Here is a 13,569-nt window from a genome sequence, read left to right on the forward strand (position 1 = left end):
CTACATCCTCTTCGATACGCTTCTCCCCGTTCTCGGCAAGACCGGCGCCGAATACTGGGCCAAGCTGCTGATGATCAACCCGCTCAGCGGCATCCAGGCGTAGTACCCGCAGACAACGAGAAAGGCCCCCGGCAGCGCCGGGGGCCTTTCTCGTGTGTGATTCGGGCGGACGAGTTGGCGTGTAAGCCGGATCCTGTCCCCGACGCGAGCGCCGGGTGGCGACCATCCATCTGGGCACACCGTTGCCGGGTACCTCAAGCGGTTCACCCGCAGGCTCGGGCGAGCAGCCCTCGAACACCTGCGCAGCCGCACCATGTCCCGGAGGACACCGGTGCGGCCTTCAACCTTGCTCCGGGCGGGGTTTACCTAGCCGCCCCAGTCACCTGGGGCGCTGGTGCGCTCTTACCGCACCTTTTCACCCTCACCGACCGCTGTGTCACAAGGACACAGCCGCATCGGCGGTCTGTTTTCTGTGGCACTGTCCCGCGAGTCACCTCGGGTTGCCGTTAGCAACCGCCCTGCTCTGTGGAGTCCGGACTTTCCTCGGCATCGGGCCTGACATCTCGAGGATGTCGGTTCCCGTCGCCGCGGCCGCCCGGCCAACTCGTCCGCACGGTAAGCCTACTGGGTCGCCGCGCCGTGTCCGAACCGGCGGTGTCGGAGTGCCGGGCTAGGGTCCGGAACATGACCCGATACGTGTCACTGCTGCGAGGCATCAACGTCGGTGGAATCAACATCAAGATGGCCGATCTGAGCCGGGTGTTCACCGAGTTGGGCTTCGACGACGTCAAGACCGTGCTGGCCTCCGGGAACGTCCTGTTCTCCAGCGACTCGACGGACATCCCGGCGCTGAAGTCGGACATCGAGGCCGCGTTGCGCGCCGCATTCGGCTACGAGGCGTGGGTGTTCGTGCTCAGCACCGAGACATTGGCCCGAATCGTTGCGTCCTACCCGTTCGACCCCGCGCACGACGGCTGGCATCCGTACGTGATGTTCACTGCGGAGCCGACGGTCCTCGCGGGTCTTCTCGACGCACATACCGACCTCGATCCGGACATCGAGCGGATCCGGGGCGGCGACGGCGTCCTGTACTGGGAGGTCGAGCGCGGGATGACACTGAAGAGCAGTTTCGGTAAGAACACCGGCAAGCCGAAACTCAAGGCGGTCACCACCACTCGCAATCTGCGGACCCTGGTGAAGCTCCTGAAGTAACCGCGGGCCCCCGGTTCTCACGGGCAACAGCCGCCGGCCCGAGCTCGGTTCGTTCGAGCTCGGGCCGGTCACCATCCCACTGACGATCCTCGGCGCCCGTCACCGCGCTGTGGGCGGTGCGGTAGGCGCCGTGGCCGTCAGCTCCGGGCCGGCTCCAGCGACTCGTCCGCGAACGGATCGCCCTGGCGCGGCGCGTTGTACAGCGTCTCGTCCAGGATCTTCTCGCGCTTGGCGACGATGGTCGGCACCAGCGCCTGACCGGTCACGTTGAGCGCGGTGCGCCCCATGTCGACGATCGGTTCGACCGCGAGCAGCAGGCCGACACCGGCCAGCGGCAGACCGAGCGTGGACAGCGTCAGCGTGAGCATGACGGTCGCACCGGTGGTGCCGGCGGTGGCCGTCGAACCGATCACCGACACCACGATGATGAGCAGGTAGTCGGTCAGGCTCAGGTCGATACCGTAGAACTGGGCGACGAAGATCGCCGCGATCGCCGGGTACACCGCGGCGCAGCCGTCCATCTTGGTGGTCGCGCCGAGCGGCACCGCGAACGACGCGTACTCGCGCGGCACACCGAGATTGCGTTCGGTGACCCGCTCGGTGAGCGGCAGTGTGCCGATCGAGGAGCGTGAGACGAACCCGAGTTGCGTGGCCGGCCACACTCCCGTGAAGAAGTTCTTCACCGAAAGCCCGTGCACCCGAATCAGAATCGGGTAGACGACGAAGAAGACGATCGCCAGTCCGATGTACACGGCGAGGGTGAACACGCCGAGCTGACCGATCGCGTCCCAACCGTAGGTGGCGACGGCCTTGCCGATGAGGGCGGCGGTGCCGATCGGCGCGAGGCGGATGATCCACCACAGCACCTTCTGCACGATCGCCAGCAGCGCGGCGTTGAAGTTCAGGAACGGCTCGGCCTTCTCCCCCACCTTCAGGGCGGCGATGCCGATCGCGATCGCGACGACGAGCAACTGCAGGACGTTGAAGCTCAGCGACGTGGTCGCCGAGAAGCCGGAGGCGGCGTCACCGGTGACGGTGGTCCGGGCGCCGAGGCCGAGGAAGTTCTGCGGCACCAGACCGGTGAGGAACGCCCACCACGATCCGGAACTCTTCGGCTCGGAGGCCGTCGTCGCGTCGACCGTGGTGTTCGCGCCGGGCTGCATGACCAGGCCGACGGCGATACCGATCAGCACCGCGATGAACGCGGTGATTGCGAACCACAGCAGCGTCTGGACCGCGAGGCGGGCCGCGTTCGCGACGTTCCGCAGATTCGCGATGGAGCTGACGATCGCGGTGAAGATCAGCGGTATCACCGCGACGGTGAGGAGGGCGACGTAGCTGGAACCGATGGTCTTGACGGTTCCGACCAGCCAGTTCTCGTTGCCGTCGGCGGCATCGGGCATGGACCGGGCGATCAGACCGATGACGACGCCGAGGATCAGGCCGGCGACGATCTGCGGGCCGAACGAGGTTGCCCACTTGGGCAGGGCGCGCCGGGGCGCGTCGAGGGTGGGGGCCGACATGAGGGCCTTTCGGGTGGAGATGTGGAGACGGCGCACGACGACGCGCGCGACCGAAGGGGACGCACGGAGGGCTCAGAGGGAGGAGCCGTCCCGGGACTCGAGATGTCTACCGGGTGTCAGGCGTGACAGACCGCGCTCGCCTGCAGACAGTTGTCGACGTAGCGGCGACAGGTCAGCAGGGCGTTCACAACGAGGAAGGGTACGCCCATACCGGGCATCGATTCCAACCGGGCGGCACCGGCGAGCGAATCGGCGGACAATGGGACCACGATCGACGACACCGGCCGCGGAAGATCGCGGCCGCCGGAGGAGCGATTGTCATGGACGAGTCCGAGGGCTTGGCCCGGACCACGACTCAATTGGCGGCGACCGTCGTCGCCGCGATCATCCTGTCGATAGGCATCGTCGGGTTCGTTCCGGGCATCACGTCCGACGTCGGCGACATCACCTGGGCCGGCCCCGGGACCGACGCGCGACTGCTCGGCACCGTGGAGGTGTCGATCCTGCACAACCTCGCGCACATCGCGGCCGGCGCCGTCGGTCTGGCGATGTCCCGCACACTGGCCTCCGCCGAGATGTTCCTCATCGGCGCCGGATTCCTGTCGGCGATGCTCGCCGTGTACGGGTTGGTCATCGACGCCGCGACGGCGTCGAACTTCATGCCGATCGACACCGCCGGGAGCTGGCTGCACCTGCTCGCCGGCGTCGGACTGGTGTTCCTGGGCGTCGCGCTGCCGCGACACGACGACGGACCTACAGATGCGACGTATCGTTGACCAGCCGCACCGACGAGCCACCGTCCGGGTAGAACTCCGCGATGCTCAGCGACGCCAGATCCAGGTGCAGGCGGTACAGCAACGACGGACCCACGTCGAGCGCCAGTTGCAGCAGTGTCTTGATCGGCGTCACGTGCGTGACCACCAGGATGTTCGAGCCCGCATACGACGCGGTGAGCTCGTCACGCACCCGCTCGATCCGGGCCCGGACCTCGTCGAAGCTCTCGCCCTCGGGTGGGCGCACGGACGTGTCCGACAGCCACCGGCGATGCAGGTCGGGGTCCCGCTCGGCGGCCTCACCGAACGTCAGGCCCTCCCACTTACCGAAGTCCGTCTCGGTGAGTCCCTCGTGCACCGTGACCGGCAGTCCCAACGCGCGGGCGGCCGCGTCCGCGGTCTCCCGGGCTCGCCCGAGCGGCGACGACACCACCGCGGCGATCGCGCCGCGCTCGGCGATCCGCTCCGCCGCCGACCGGGCCTGCGACCGGCCGAACGCCGTGAGTTCGGGATTGCCGCGGCCCGAATAGCGCCGTTCGACGGACAGTTCGGTCTGGCCGTGCCGCAGCAGCAGCATCCGGGTGGGGGCGCCGACCGCGCCGGTCCAACCCGGAGCGGTGGCCGCGGCCGGCTCCGCCGCGGATTCCTCGGTGGTCTCGGCGACCGCACCGGAGGTGATCGCGTCCTCCCCGTCCATCGCCTCGTTCGCGAGCCGGTCGGCGTGGGAGTTCTCGGCGCGCGGGATCCACGTGTACGTGACCCGCGCGAACGATCCCGCCAGCGTCCGCGCCTGCTCGGCGAGCGGAATCATGTCCGGGTGCTTGATCTTCCAGCGCCCGGACATCTGCTCGACGACGAGTTTGGAGTCCATCCGGACGTCCACCTCGCGGGCGCCGAGGTCGCGGGCCGCGGTCAGGCCCGCGACGAGGCCGCGGTACTCGGCGACGTTGTTGGTGGCGACACCGAGGAACTCGCGGCGCTCGGCGAGCACCCGGTTCCGATCGGCATCGAACACCACCGCGCCGTACCCGGCCGGGCCCGGGTTACCCCTCGATCCGCCGTCGGCCTCGACGACGACCCGGTCAAGAGTCACAGACCGGACTCCTTGGTGCGCACCATGATTGCGCCGCATTCGGGGCAGCGGACGACGACGTCCGCAGCGGTGCCGGCGATCCGGGAGATCTCGCCGCGGTCGATCTCGATGCGGCACGCGCCGCAGCGACGGGCCTGCAGCAGGGCCGCGCCGACACCGCGCTGCTCGCGCTGCTTCTCGTAGATCGCGAGCAGGTCCTCGGGGAACTGACCGACCAGGGCGGCGCGGTCGGTGTCGCAGCGCTGCTGCGTCTTCTCGAGGTCCGCGACGGCGTCGTCGCGGCGACGCTCTGCGTCGATCAGTTCGTCCTCGACCTGCGTCAGGCGGGCACCGGCGTGGTCGTGATCGGCCTGCGACGCCTCCCGGCGCTCCATCACCTCGAGCAGTTCGTCCTCGAGCACGCTCTGTCGACGCTCCAGGCTGCTGAGCTCGTGCTGCAACTCCGACAGCTGCTTCGCGCCGACGGTGCCGCCCTCGAGCAGCTTCCGGTCCCGCACCTCGCGCTGGCGGACCGCGTCGACCTCGCCTTCGAGCTTCTTGATGTCCCGGTCGAGGTCGTCGAGGACGATCTCGACGGACACCGCCGCGTCCTTACGGGAGAGGCGCTCGGCTTCGAGTCGCTCCACTTCCTGCTGCTCGGGCAGTGTCGAGCGACGGTGCGCGAGCCGTGCCAGCTCGGTGTCCACACCCGCGAGCTCGAGAAGCTTGGACTGCACTGAGGGATCGACGTTCACGCGTGGAAGCTCCTGCTGTGTTCTTGATGTTCTTGGGGTCGGACCAGTGGTCGTTCGTCGTAGCCGACGAACTCGTACCGGCCGAGATCAGGTGTCAACCGTACCCCGACAATGCGGTGCGCCGACCACATCAGCCGACCGCTTCACCGGCACCCGTCAGTGGCACGCGACGGTCCACGGGTCGGTGCGCAGTTCCGTCACCCGCACCTCCCAGCCGTCGACGTCCGAGAACCGCTCGTCGAGCACGCCCTTCGCCTGTGCGCACCACGGTTGTTCGCTGGCCCAGTGCGCCACGTCCACGAGCGCCGGCCCGCCCTGCCGCAGATGCTCGTCGGCGGGGTGGTGACGCAGGTCCGCGGTCACATAGGCGTCGACGCCGAGGCCGGTCACGGTGTCGAGCAGCGAGTCGCCCGAGCCCCCGCAGACCGCGACAGTGCGGACGATCCGGTCCGGATCTCCGGCTGCGCGAACACCCCATTCGGTGCGCGGCAGCGCCGCCGCGACCCGTTCGGTGAACTCGCGCAGCGTCTGCGGCCGCGGCAGCTCCCCGACCCGGCCGAGGCCCCGGCTGCCGGGGAAGTCGACGGTCTCGAACACGTCGAACGCGGGCTCCTCGTACGGGTGCGCCGCCCGCAGGGCGCGCAGCACGCGTGTTCGGGCCGAGCGCGGCGCGATCACCTCGACGCGGTCCTCGCGCACCGCCTCCACCTCGCCGACGGTGCCCAGCGTCGGGTTGGCGCCGGCGAGCGGCCGGAACTGTCCGTCGCCGGTCGCCGTCCAACTGCACTCGCGGTAGTCACCGAGCTCGCCGGCGCCGGCCGCGAACAGTGCGTCGCGCACTCGGCCCGTGTCGGTCGTGGGGACCATCACCACCCACTTGTCGGTCACCGTGTCGGGGATCGGGACCAGCGGGCGCGTGTCCACGAGGCCCAGCGCGCCCGCGAGCGCGTCGGACACGCCCGGATCGGCGCGGTCGGCGTTGGTGTGCGCGCTGTACAGCGCGCATCCGCCGCGGATCAGCCGGTGCAGCAGCGCCCCCTTCGGCGTGTGCGCGCCGACGGTGTCGACGCCGCGCAGCAACAGCGGGTGGTGCACCAGCAGCAGTTGTGCACCGGTCGCCAGCGCCTCGTCCACGACCGCGGCGGTCGCGTCGACGGCGACGACCACCTTGCGGACCTCGTCGGCGGGGTCGCCGGCCACCAGGCCGACCGAGTCCCACGACTCGGCGAGGGCCGGCGGGTAGGCCGTCTCGAGGGCCGCGATCACCTCGGCCAGCGTCGGGGTCGTCGTCGGGGTTGTCATCACGGCATCTCCCTCGTCAGTTCACTCATGGCGGCGATAAGTTGCTCGGCCTTCCCGCGCGGCCGGACCGCGACGCGCAGGAAGTCCGGGCCCAGGCCCGGGAAGGTGTCGCAGCGGCGGACCGCGATCCCCCGCTCGCGCAGGTGGGCGCGCGCACGCTCGCCGTCCGGCAGACGCAGCAGCAGGAACGGCGCCGACGCCGGCAGGTGGACGTCCACCCCGGCGTCGCGGAGCAGCGCGGCCATGTCGCCGCGGTCGGCGGCGATCCGGTTCGCCATCTCCCCGGCCTGCTCGACGGCGGCGGGTTCGCTGCACGCGGTGATCGCCTCGAGTTGCAGGCTGCCCACCGGCCAGTGCGCGCGCCCGTGCTGCATCCGCGCCAGCACGTCCGGGTGGCCCAGCGCGTAGCCGCACCGCAGCCCGGCCAGCGCCCACGTCTTCGTCAGGCTCCGCAGCACCAGGACGTCGGGCAGCGAGAGGCCGGCTACCGACTCGGTCTCCCCCGGGACCGAGTCCATGAACGCCTCGTCGACGACGAGGATCCGGCCGGGCCGGCGCAGCGCGAGGACGTCATCCGCCGCGTGCAGCACCGACGTCGGGTTGGTGGGGTTGCCGAGCACCACGAGATCGGCGGAGTCCGGCACGGCGGCGGGATCGAGGCGGTACGGCGCCTCCAGGGTCACGTGCGTCACCGGGACGCCGGCCTCGCGCAGTGCGAGTTCGGGCTCGGTGAACGACGGATGGATCAGCGCCGCCTTGCGCACCCCGAGCCGCGGCAGCATCGCGAACCCCTCGGCGCCGCCGGCCAGTGGCAGCACCTCCTCCGGCGTCCGGCCGTGCCGGACGGCCACCTGTTCGCGGGCGCACCGGTCGGCGTCGGCGGCCGGATACCTGCCCAGGCCCGCCAGGGCGTCGGCAAGCCTGCGCCGCAACCACTCCGGCGGCCCGTCTCCCTGCACGTTCACCGCGAAGTCGAGCAGTCCGGGGCCGGTCTCGGCGTCGCCGTGGTGCCGCAGGGCCGCGAGAGTGTCCGCCGCCGATCCCGATCCGAATTCCATAGCCGTCGAGCCTACGGCGCGTGCGGTGGCGCACCTGCCCGGGCGTCGGTGGACGTCGGCAGCACAATGGAGCCGTGACACTTTCCTCTTCCTCCCCCGGCCTCGCCTCGACACCCACGACGATCGCCCCGGTCATTCTGTTCGACCTCGACGGCACCCTCACCGACTCCGCGCTCGGCATCCACAACGGCTTCCGGCACGCCCTCGCCGCGGTCGGCGGTCCCGAGCCCACCGCGGAGATGCTGGCGACGGTAATCGGCCCGCCGCTGATGGACTCGATGCGCGGGATGGGACTCGACGCCGACACCACCGCGGCGGCGCTGGCCGCGTACTTCGAGCGGTACGACGCGATCGGCTGGTCGGAGAACGAGGTGTACGAGGGCATCGAGCCGATGCTGACGGCCGCCCGGGGCACCGGCGCCCGCCTCGCGGTCGCGACGTCGAAGACCGAGAAGTTCGCGATCCGGATCCTCGAGCACTTCGGCCTCGCCGACTACTTCGAGGTGATCGGCGGGGCCAGCAGCGACGGGTCGCGCCGCGCGAAGGCCGACGTCGTCGAGCACGTCCTCGGCGGGCTGGGCCTGCCGGCGACCGTGGGCGGCACCGCCGACGTCGTGATGATCGGCGACCGCGAGCACGACGTGCACGGCGCGGGGCACTGGGGCATCCCGACGGTGTTCGTCGAGTGGGGCTACGGCACGGCAGACGAGGCGGCCGCCGCCCGCTGGACGGCGCCCACCGTCGCGCATCTCGAGCGGATCCTCACGCGGGCCGGGTGAGCCGGGCATGATTCACGTCACCTTCGTGTGCACCGGCAACATCTGCCGGTCCCCCATGGCGGAGCGCATCTTCGCCGAGCACGTGCGCCGCGCCGGTCTCGACGATCGGGTGCGGGTCAGCAGCGCGGGCACCCACGGCTACCACGTCGGCGACGGCGCCGACGGCCGCACCGACCGGGTGCTCGTCGATGCCGGCTACCCGACCGGGCACCGCGCCGAGCAGGTCGGGGACGACCATCTGGCCGCCGACCTGGTGGTCGCGCTCGACCGTGGACACGATCGGGCCCTCGCTCATCTCGGGGTGCCCACCGAGCGCCGCCGACTGCTCCGCAGCTTCGATCCGGATGCGGACGGCGATTCGGTGCCCGACCCGTACTACGGCGACATGACCGACTTCGAACTGGTCCGCGACCAGATCGAGGCAGCCGTTCCGGGCCTGCTGAACTGGGTGCGGGGGAGCTGACCGGCAGCCGAGCCGCTACCGTGGACACGTGCGAAGGCTGAAGTTTCTGCTGCGTCCCGGCTGGCTTGCGTTGGCGGCCGTGGTAGCCGGTTTCGCCTTCATGTGTTTCACCGTCCTGGCGCCGTGGCAGCTCGGCAAGAACACCAGGACCGAGGAACGCAACGGGCTGCTCGAACAGTCCATCAACGCCGACGCGGTGTCGATCGACACCCTGCTCGGTGGTGCCGGCCCGGCCCCGGACGACGAGTGGCGCAAGGTCGTCGCGACGGGAACCTATCTTCCCGACAGCGACCTCCTGGTCCGGCTCCGCTCGGTGGAGGACGCGCCCGCGTACGAGGTGCTCACCCCGATGCGACTGAGCGACGGCGCCACCCTGCTCGTCAACCGCGGTTACGTGCGCCCTGTGCAGGGCACCGAGGCGCCGCCCATCCCGGCGCCGCCCACCGGCGAGGTGTCCGTCGAGGGCCGCGTCCGCATGTCCGAGGGCACGGTTCCGGGCAAGGAACCGATCACCGAGGCCGGCACCGAGCAGGTGTACTACATCGACTCCGGCCAGATCGGGCAGTTCATCGGCACCGACCTGGTCAACGGCTACCTGCAACTCGACGACGCCCAGCCGGGCGGGCTCGGCACCATCCCGCTGCCGATGCTCGACGCCGGGCCGTACCTGTCGTACGGGTTGCAGTGGCTGGCGTTCGGCATCATGGCGCCGCTGGGTCTGGCCTACTTCGTCCGCGCCGAACTCCGCGAGCGCCGCAAGACCAAGGCGACCGCGGCGGCGCCGCCGGCGCCGGAACCGGCCGACGAACCAACCACCGCGACGCCACCGGTCGACGAGACTCCGGCCGGTGCGGCTCCCGAACCCACCGTCGACGAGTTCGCACTGCCCACCCGCCGCCGTGGACTGCGCAAGAAGGACGCGGCCCCCAGCGCGCCGCTGTCCGCCAGCGAGGCCAAGATGGCCGACCGCTACGGCAGACGTCGCTGACCCGGTCCCCCCACCGACACGGAGAAGCCGCCGGCCCCTCGCGGGTATCGGCGGCTTCTCTTTATGACAACGCCGCCCGGCCCCCGGTATTCCGATCCCCCGGTATTCCGATCCCCCGGTATTCCGATCCCCCGGTATTCCGATCCCCCGGTATTCCGATCTCGGCCTCGGCCCGGGGTCAGAGCGCGGTACCGCTGTCGCATTCGAACTCACTCACCTGCGCCTGGACGATTCGGGCGCCGAGATCCTCGCCGGATCCGTCCCCGCGAAAAGCGGTCAGAGTGTGCCGGTCCTGCCACCGTTCGAGGACGTTGATCCGGTCGGGTTCGATCGGATCGGGACTGAGGGCGAAGTCCAGGCATCCGTCGGCGGCCCGCGCCGCCGTCACGACGCTCCGGCAGGCAACCAGGTAGCCCTCGCGGTCGTCCGGGGCGACCCGCAGATATCCGGCCACGATGATCATGGTTCTGACTCCGTTCGTCTCGAGCTGTCGTGAGGACAGACTCCGGCGGACCGGAGAACTCGTCGCAGCCGGTCAGCGTCGTCGGCGCCGACCGACGACGAGGGCCAGCGCCGCGGACGTGACGGCCGCCCCCGCCTGGACGATCGTCGACAGCCGCGCCGCTCGCTCGAGGTCGGCGACGACCGGCGCCGGGCCCGATCCAAGGGTCGGCCGCATCTCCACGCCGTACGCGTACTCGGTGCGTCCGCCGAGTTGGATCCCGAGCGCTCCAGCTGTGGATGCCTCCGCGACGCCCGCGTTGGGGCTCGGATGATTCGACGCGTCCCGCCGCCACGCCTGGAGGGCGTCCCGAGCCGAGCCGCCCACGGCGGGTGCCAGGGCCACGGTCAGCGCGCCGGCGAGGCGGGCGGGCGCCAGATTCACGACGTCGTCCCAGCGCGCCGCAGCCCACCCGAAGCGGTTGTACTTCGCCGAGCGGTAGCCGATCATCGCGTCGAGCGTGTTGGACGCGCGGTACGCCAGCAGCCCCGGCACCCCGGCCACCGCGCCCCAGAAGAGTGCGCCGACGGTCGCGTCGGAGGTGTTCTCGGCGACCGATTCGAGGCTCGCGCGGGCCAGCCCGTCGGCGTCGAGCACGCTCGGATCGCGACCGCACAGCGACGGCAGCAGCGAACGTGCCGACTCCAGGTCCCCGGCTTCGAGGTGTCTTGCCATTGTCCGGCCGGTGCCCGCGAGGGAGGTACCTCCGAGTACGGTCCACGTCGCCGCCGCGGTCACCGCCGTCTCCCCGACCCAGCCGCACTTCGCGCCCAGGCGCTGCGCGAGCACACCGCCGACAGCGGTCGCGCCCACCAGGATCGTGGTGTGCGCGGCTCCGGACAGCCGACTGTCGGCGTACGTCCGCTTCTCCAGTTCCATTGCAGCAAGACCGAATCCGGCGACCGGATGCCACCGCCGCGGGTCCGCGAACACGCGATCCGCGGCGTAGCCGAGGAGCAGGCCGACAGCCCTCGCGGTGGAGCTCGGACGACGAACAGCGGGTTCCCGACGGGAGTTGTGGAGCACGACGGTATTTCTATCAATGCCTAGGTCGACGGGCCGGCACCGGGCTGTGGGGATATGCCCGTCGGAGCACATGGGGTCGAGGTGCTGTGTCTCCCCCGGTCCACGTCGTGCTGCAGCGGTGACGGTGGCAGGCTCGAACCATGCCCGATTCCACCGCGTCGCCATCCGTCCTACTCGTCGAGGACGACGCCCCACTCACCGATCTGCTGTGCGATCTGCTCGCGGAGGAGGGTTACGCCGTGGAGGTCGCGACCGACGGTCACCGGGGGCTCCACCTGGGGCTGACCCGCCGGTTCGATCTGATCGTGCTGGACCGCGGGCTTCCCGTCCTGAGCGGTCTCGAGGTGCTGCGTGCACTGCGCCGACAGGCGGTGGACACTCCCACTCTCGTGCTCACGGCCAGGGGCGCACTCGACGACAGGGTCGAGGGTCTCGACGCGGGCGCCGAGGACTACCTGGTCAAGCCGTTCGAGGTGCCGGAGCTGCTCGCCCGGCTGCGCGCGTTGCGCAGACGCCGATTCGAGGGCGCGGAGCAACTCCCGGTGGGCCGACGCCGCCTGGACCTGGCGAGCCGGACGGTGATCGGGCACGACACGGCTGTCGAGTTGTCTGCCAGCGAGTGCGCTCTGCTCGCCGTCCTCGCCGAAGCGCCGGGTCAGGTCTTCACCCGGTCGCAATTGTTGCTGTCGGCGTTCGACGGCGCCGACGACCCGGGCACCGTCGATACCTACGTGCATTACCTGCGACGCAAACTCGGTCGCGACGTCGTGCAGACCGTGCGCGGTGTCGGATACCGGCTCGGTGCCCGATGAGGCGTCGGCGGCGACCGACCGTCGCGACCCGCCCGGCCGCCGTCATCGGCGACGAACAGTTGCTGCGCCGCGCCGGACGTTTCGCAGCACTGCAAGCCGCGGCGGCTCTCGCACTCGTGCTGCTGGTGGTGGGCCTGGTGGCGTATCTCGTCGACGCCCGCGTCCAGTCACGGCAGATCGACACGCAACTGCAATCCGTGGTCGACACCGTCGAGGACGTCGACGATCCCCCGCCCGGCACGGCACTCGCGTTGCGGGGACCCGACGGTGAGACGCAGGTCAGCGCCGGCGCACCACCGCAGATCGCGGGGCTGCTCGACGGACCCGCCGGGTTCTCCGACCTACGTGCGGGCGGACGGTACTACCGCGTACTGGTCGGCGGCAACACTCACGGCCAGGTTGCCGCGGCCCTCGACCTCGAGCCGTTCGAAGCGGGACGCCATCGACTGCTCTCGGCCCTGATCCTCGCGGAGATCGCCGGTATCGCAGCATCCGCGGTCGTGGTGATCCTGCTGTCCCGCAGATCGATTCGGCCACTGACCCTGGCGCTGTCGCTGCAGCGACGTTTCGTCGCCGATGCGTCGCACGAACTGCGTGCCCCGCTCACGGTCCTGCATACCCGCGCGCAACTACTCGCCCACCGTGTCGGACGACTCGAGCCCGAGGAGGTCTCCCGCCAGCTCGACGGGATCGTCGCCGATACCCGCGCGCTCGGTGAACTGGTGGAGGATCTGCTCCTCTCGGCGGCCATGGAGACCGGACCCGACACCCGGGAACCTGTCGACGTCGCCGCGCTCTGCGAGCAGGTCCGCGACAGCGTCGAGGCGCACGCGCGATCGCTGGGCGTCGACGTCGATATCGTGCGCGGCGACGCGCCCTGCGTCGTGAGCGGGTCTCGCCCGGCATTGCGACGCGCAGTGTACGGACTCGTCGACAATGCCGTCACCCATGTACGCCCCGGCGGACGGGTCACGCTCCGTGTCGACGGCGACACCGACGTGGTGCGAATCGCTGTGACCGACACTGGTCCGGGGATCGAACCTCAGCAGCTGAGTCGACTGTTCACCCGCTTCGCGCACGGCCCTGAGCAACCGGCCGGAGGCCGCCGGTATGGCATCGGGCTTGCTCTCGTCCGTGAAATCGCGACCGCCCACGACGGCGAGATACTGGTCGATCCGAGGCCTGGTCGCGGGGCCACCTTCACGCTCGTCCTGCCGAGGCACGCCTAAGACGTTCCCAGAAGGCTCCAAGAATTCGCGCCTACCGTGAGAACCGGAACACCGGGAACACGCGACGGAGGCGAG

The 13,569-nt window shown here is 70.4% G+C and carries 15 protein-coding genes and 1 other RNA gene; 7 read left to right on the forward strand and 9 right to left on the reverse strand.

Translation table 11 applies throughout. From position 1 onward, the window contains the following. Window positions 1-166: 166 nt before the first annotated feature. Window positions 167-607: RNase P RNA component class A (gene rnpB / locus HUN07_RS16645), an RNA gene on the reverse strand. Window positions 608-684: 77 nt separating this feature from the next. Between rnpB and HUN07_RS16650 the strand changes: the two genes are divergently transcribed. Then, window positions 685-1,212, forward strand: coding sequence for a DUF1697 domain-containing protein (locus HUN07_RS16650; protein ID WP_114719213.1), 528 nt, complete (start codon window positions 685-687; stop codon window positions 1,210-1,212). A gap of 137 nt (window positions 1,213-1,349) precedes the next feature. Here HUN07_RS16650 and HUN07_RS16655 read toward each other — a convergent pair whose 3' ends face one another. Continuing rightward, window positions 1,350-2,735, reverse strand: coding sequence for a dicarboxylate/amino acid:cation symporter (locus HUN07_RS16655; RefSeq protein WP_174911143.1), 1,386 nt, complete (start codon window positions 2,733-2,735; stop codon window positions 1,350-1,352). Window positions 2,736-2,851: 116 nt separating this feature from the next. After that, complete coding sequence (locus HUN07_RS16660) at window positions 2,852-2,995, reverse strand: hypothetical protein (protein WP_174911145.1); 144 nt, start codon at window positions 2,993-2,995, stop codon at window positions 2,852-2,854. A gap of 60 nt (window positions 2,996-3,055) precedes the next feature. Here HUN07_RS16660 and HUN07_RS16665 point away from each other — a divergent pair, with 60 nt between their 5' ends. After that, on the forward strand, window positions 3,056-3,511 hold the full coding sequence (locus tag HUN07_RS16665) for a DUF4383 domain-containing protein (RefSeq protein WP_114719212.1): 456 nt from the start codon (window positions 3,056-3,058) through the stop codon (window positions 3,509-3,511). Here the strand turns inward: HUN07_RS16665 and HUN07_RS16670 are convergent. From HUN07_RS16670 to cobC, 4 genes are all read right to left on the reverse strand, one after another. After that, on the reverse strand, window positions 3,489-4,601 hold the full coding sequence (locus HUN07_RS16670; RefSeq protein WP_174911148.1) for a bifunctional RNase H/acid phosphatase: 1,113 nt from the start codon (window positions 4,599-4,601) through the stop codon (window positions 3,489-3,491). The genes HUN07_RS16665 and HUN07_RS16670 overlap by 23 nt on opposite strands. Continuing rightward, window positions 4,598-5,335, reverse strand: coding sequence for a zinc ribbon domain-containing protein (locus tag HUN07_RS16675; protein ID WP_114719210.1), 738 nt, complete (start codon window positions 5,333-5,335; stop codon window positions 4,598-4,600). Before HUN07_RS16675 ends, HUN07_RS16670 begins: the two co-directional genes overlap by 4 nt. Window positions 5,336-5,491: 156 nt before the next feature. Beyond that, window positions 5,492-6,637, reverse strand: coding sequence for a Nif3-like dinuclear metal center hexameric protein (locus HUN07_RS16680; protein WP_174911151.1), 1,146 nt, complete (start codon window positions 6,635-6,637; stop codon window positions 5,492-5,494). Beyond that, window positions 6,637-7,695, reverse strand: a complete 1,059-nt coding sequence (gene cobC / locus HUN07_RS16685) for an Rv2231c family pyridoxal phosphate-dependent protein CobC (protein WP_174911154.1) — start codon at window positions 7,693-7,695, stop codon at window positions 6,637-6,639. The genes HUN07_RS16680 and cobC overlap by 1 nt, the downstream gene beginning before the upstream one ends. A 74-nt stretch (window positions 7,696-7,769) precedes the next feature. On the opposite strand from cobC, the gene HUN07_RS16690 reads away from it, so the two are divergent. From HUN07_RS16690 to HUN07_RS16700, 3 genes are read left to right on the forward strand one after another with little or no spacing between them, the layout of a single operon-like run. Beyond that, a complete protein-coding gene (locus tag HUN07_RS16690) occupies window positions 7,770-8,474 on the forward strand; it encodes an HAD hydrolase-like protein (protein ID WP_174911157.1) in 705 nt (234 codons plus the stop codon). Window positions 8,475-8,481: 7 nt separating this feature from the next. Then, a complete protein-coding gene (locus tag HUN07_RS16695; protein WP_114719206.1) occupies window positions 8,482-8,937 on the forward strand; it encodes a low molecular weight protein-tyrosine-phosphatase in 456 nt (151 codons plus the stop codon). A 28-nt stretch (window positions 8,938-8,965) separates the two neighbouring features. Beyond that, a complete protein-coding gene (locus tag HUN07_RS16700; RefSeq protein WP_174911160.1) occupies window positions 8,966-9,925 on the forward strand; it encodes an SURF1 family cytochrome oxidase biogenesis protein in 960 nt (319 codons plus the stop codon). A 178-nt stretch (window positions 9,926-10,103) separates the two neighbouring features. Here the strand turns inward: HUN07_RS16700 and HUN07_RS16705 are convergent, their stop codons facing one another. Beyond that, on the reverse strand, window positions 10,104-10,388 hold the full coding sequence (locus tag HUN07_RS16705) for a putative quinol monooxygenase (protein ID WP_174911163.1): 285 nt from the start codon (window positions 10,386-10,388) through the stop codon (window positions 10,104-10,106). A 72-nt stretch (window positions 10,389-10,460) separates the two neighbouring features. Beyond that, a complete protein-coding gene (locus tag HUN07_RS16710; protein WP_254622565.1) occupies window positions 10,461-11,453 on the reverse strand; it encodes a cobalamin biosynthesis protein in 993 nt (330 codons plus the stop codon). Window positions 11,454-11,593: 140 nt separating this feature from the next. Between HUN07_RS16710 and HUN07_RS16715 the strand changes: the two genes are divergently transcribed. Together HUN07_RS16715 and HUN07_RS16720 are read left to right on the forward strand one after the other, a co-directional pair. Continuing rightward, window positions 11,594-12,265 carry a response regulator transcription factor gene (locus HUN07_RS16715; RefSeq protein ID WP_174911165.1) on the forward strand — a complete coding sequence of 224 codons (672 nt, stop codon included), beginning with the start codon at window positions 11,594-11,596 and terminating at the stop codon, window positions 12,263-12,265. Beyond that, window positions 12,262-13,494, forward strand: coding sequence for a sensor histidine kinase (locus HUN07_RS16720; RefSeq protein ID WP_174911168.1), 1,233 nt, complete (start codon window positions 12,262-12,264; stop codon window positions 13,492-13,494). The genes HUN07_RS16715 and HUN07_RS16720 overlap by 4 nt, the downstream gene beginning before the upstream one ends. The last annotated feature ends 75 nt before the right edge of the window (window positions 13,495-13,569 follow it).

Origin of the sequence: Rhodococcus sp. W8901 (assembly GCF_013348805.1) — a bacterium.
Lineage (GTDB): Bacteria > Actinomycetota > Actinomycetes > Mycobacteriales > Mycobacteriaceae > Prescottella.

What these genes read in the sequence shown, in the direction of transcription:
- HUN07_RS16650 (WP_114719213.1), top strand. Translation starts at nt 685, where the DNA reads ATGACCCGATACGTGTCACTGCTGCGAGGCATCAACGTCGGTGGAATC.
- HUN07_RS16655 (WP_174911143.1), bottom strand. Translation starts at nt 2,735, where the DNA reads ATGTCGGCCCCCACCCTCGACGCGCCCCGGCGCGCCCTGCCCAAGTGG.
- HUN07_RS16665 (WP_114719212.1), top strand. Translation starts at nt 3,056, where the DNA reads ATGGACGAGTCCGAGGGCTTGGCCCGGACCACGACTCAATTGGCGGCG.
- HUN07_RS16680 (WP_174911151.1), bottom strand. Translation starts at nt 6,637, where the DNA reads ATGACAACCCCGACGACGACCCCGACGCTGGCCGAGGTGATCGCGGCC.
- cobC (WP_174911154.1), bottom strand. Translation starts at nt 7,695, where the DNA reads ATGGAATTCGGATCGGGATCGGCGGCGGACACTCTCGCGGCCCTGCGG.
- HUN07_RS16695 (WP_114719206.1), top strand. Translation starts at nt 8,482, where the DNA reads ATGATTCACGTCACCTTCGTGTGCACCGGCAACATCTGCCGGTCCCCC.
- HUN07_RS16705 (WP_174911163.1), bottom strand. Translation starts at nt 10,388, where the DNA reads ATGATCATCGTGGCCGGATATCTGCGGGTCGCCCCGGACGACCGCGAG.
- HUN07_RS16715 (WP_174911165.1), top strand. Translation starts at nt 11,594, where the DNA reads ATGCCCGATTCCACCGCGTCGCCATCCGTCCTACTCGTCGAGGACGAC.
- HUN07_RS16720 (WP_174911168.1), top strand. Translation starts at nt 12,262, where the DNA reads ATGAGGCGTCGGCGGCGACCGACCGTCGCGACCCGCCCGGCCGCCGTC.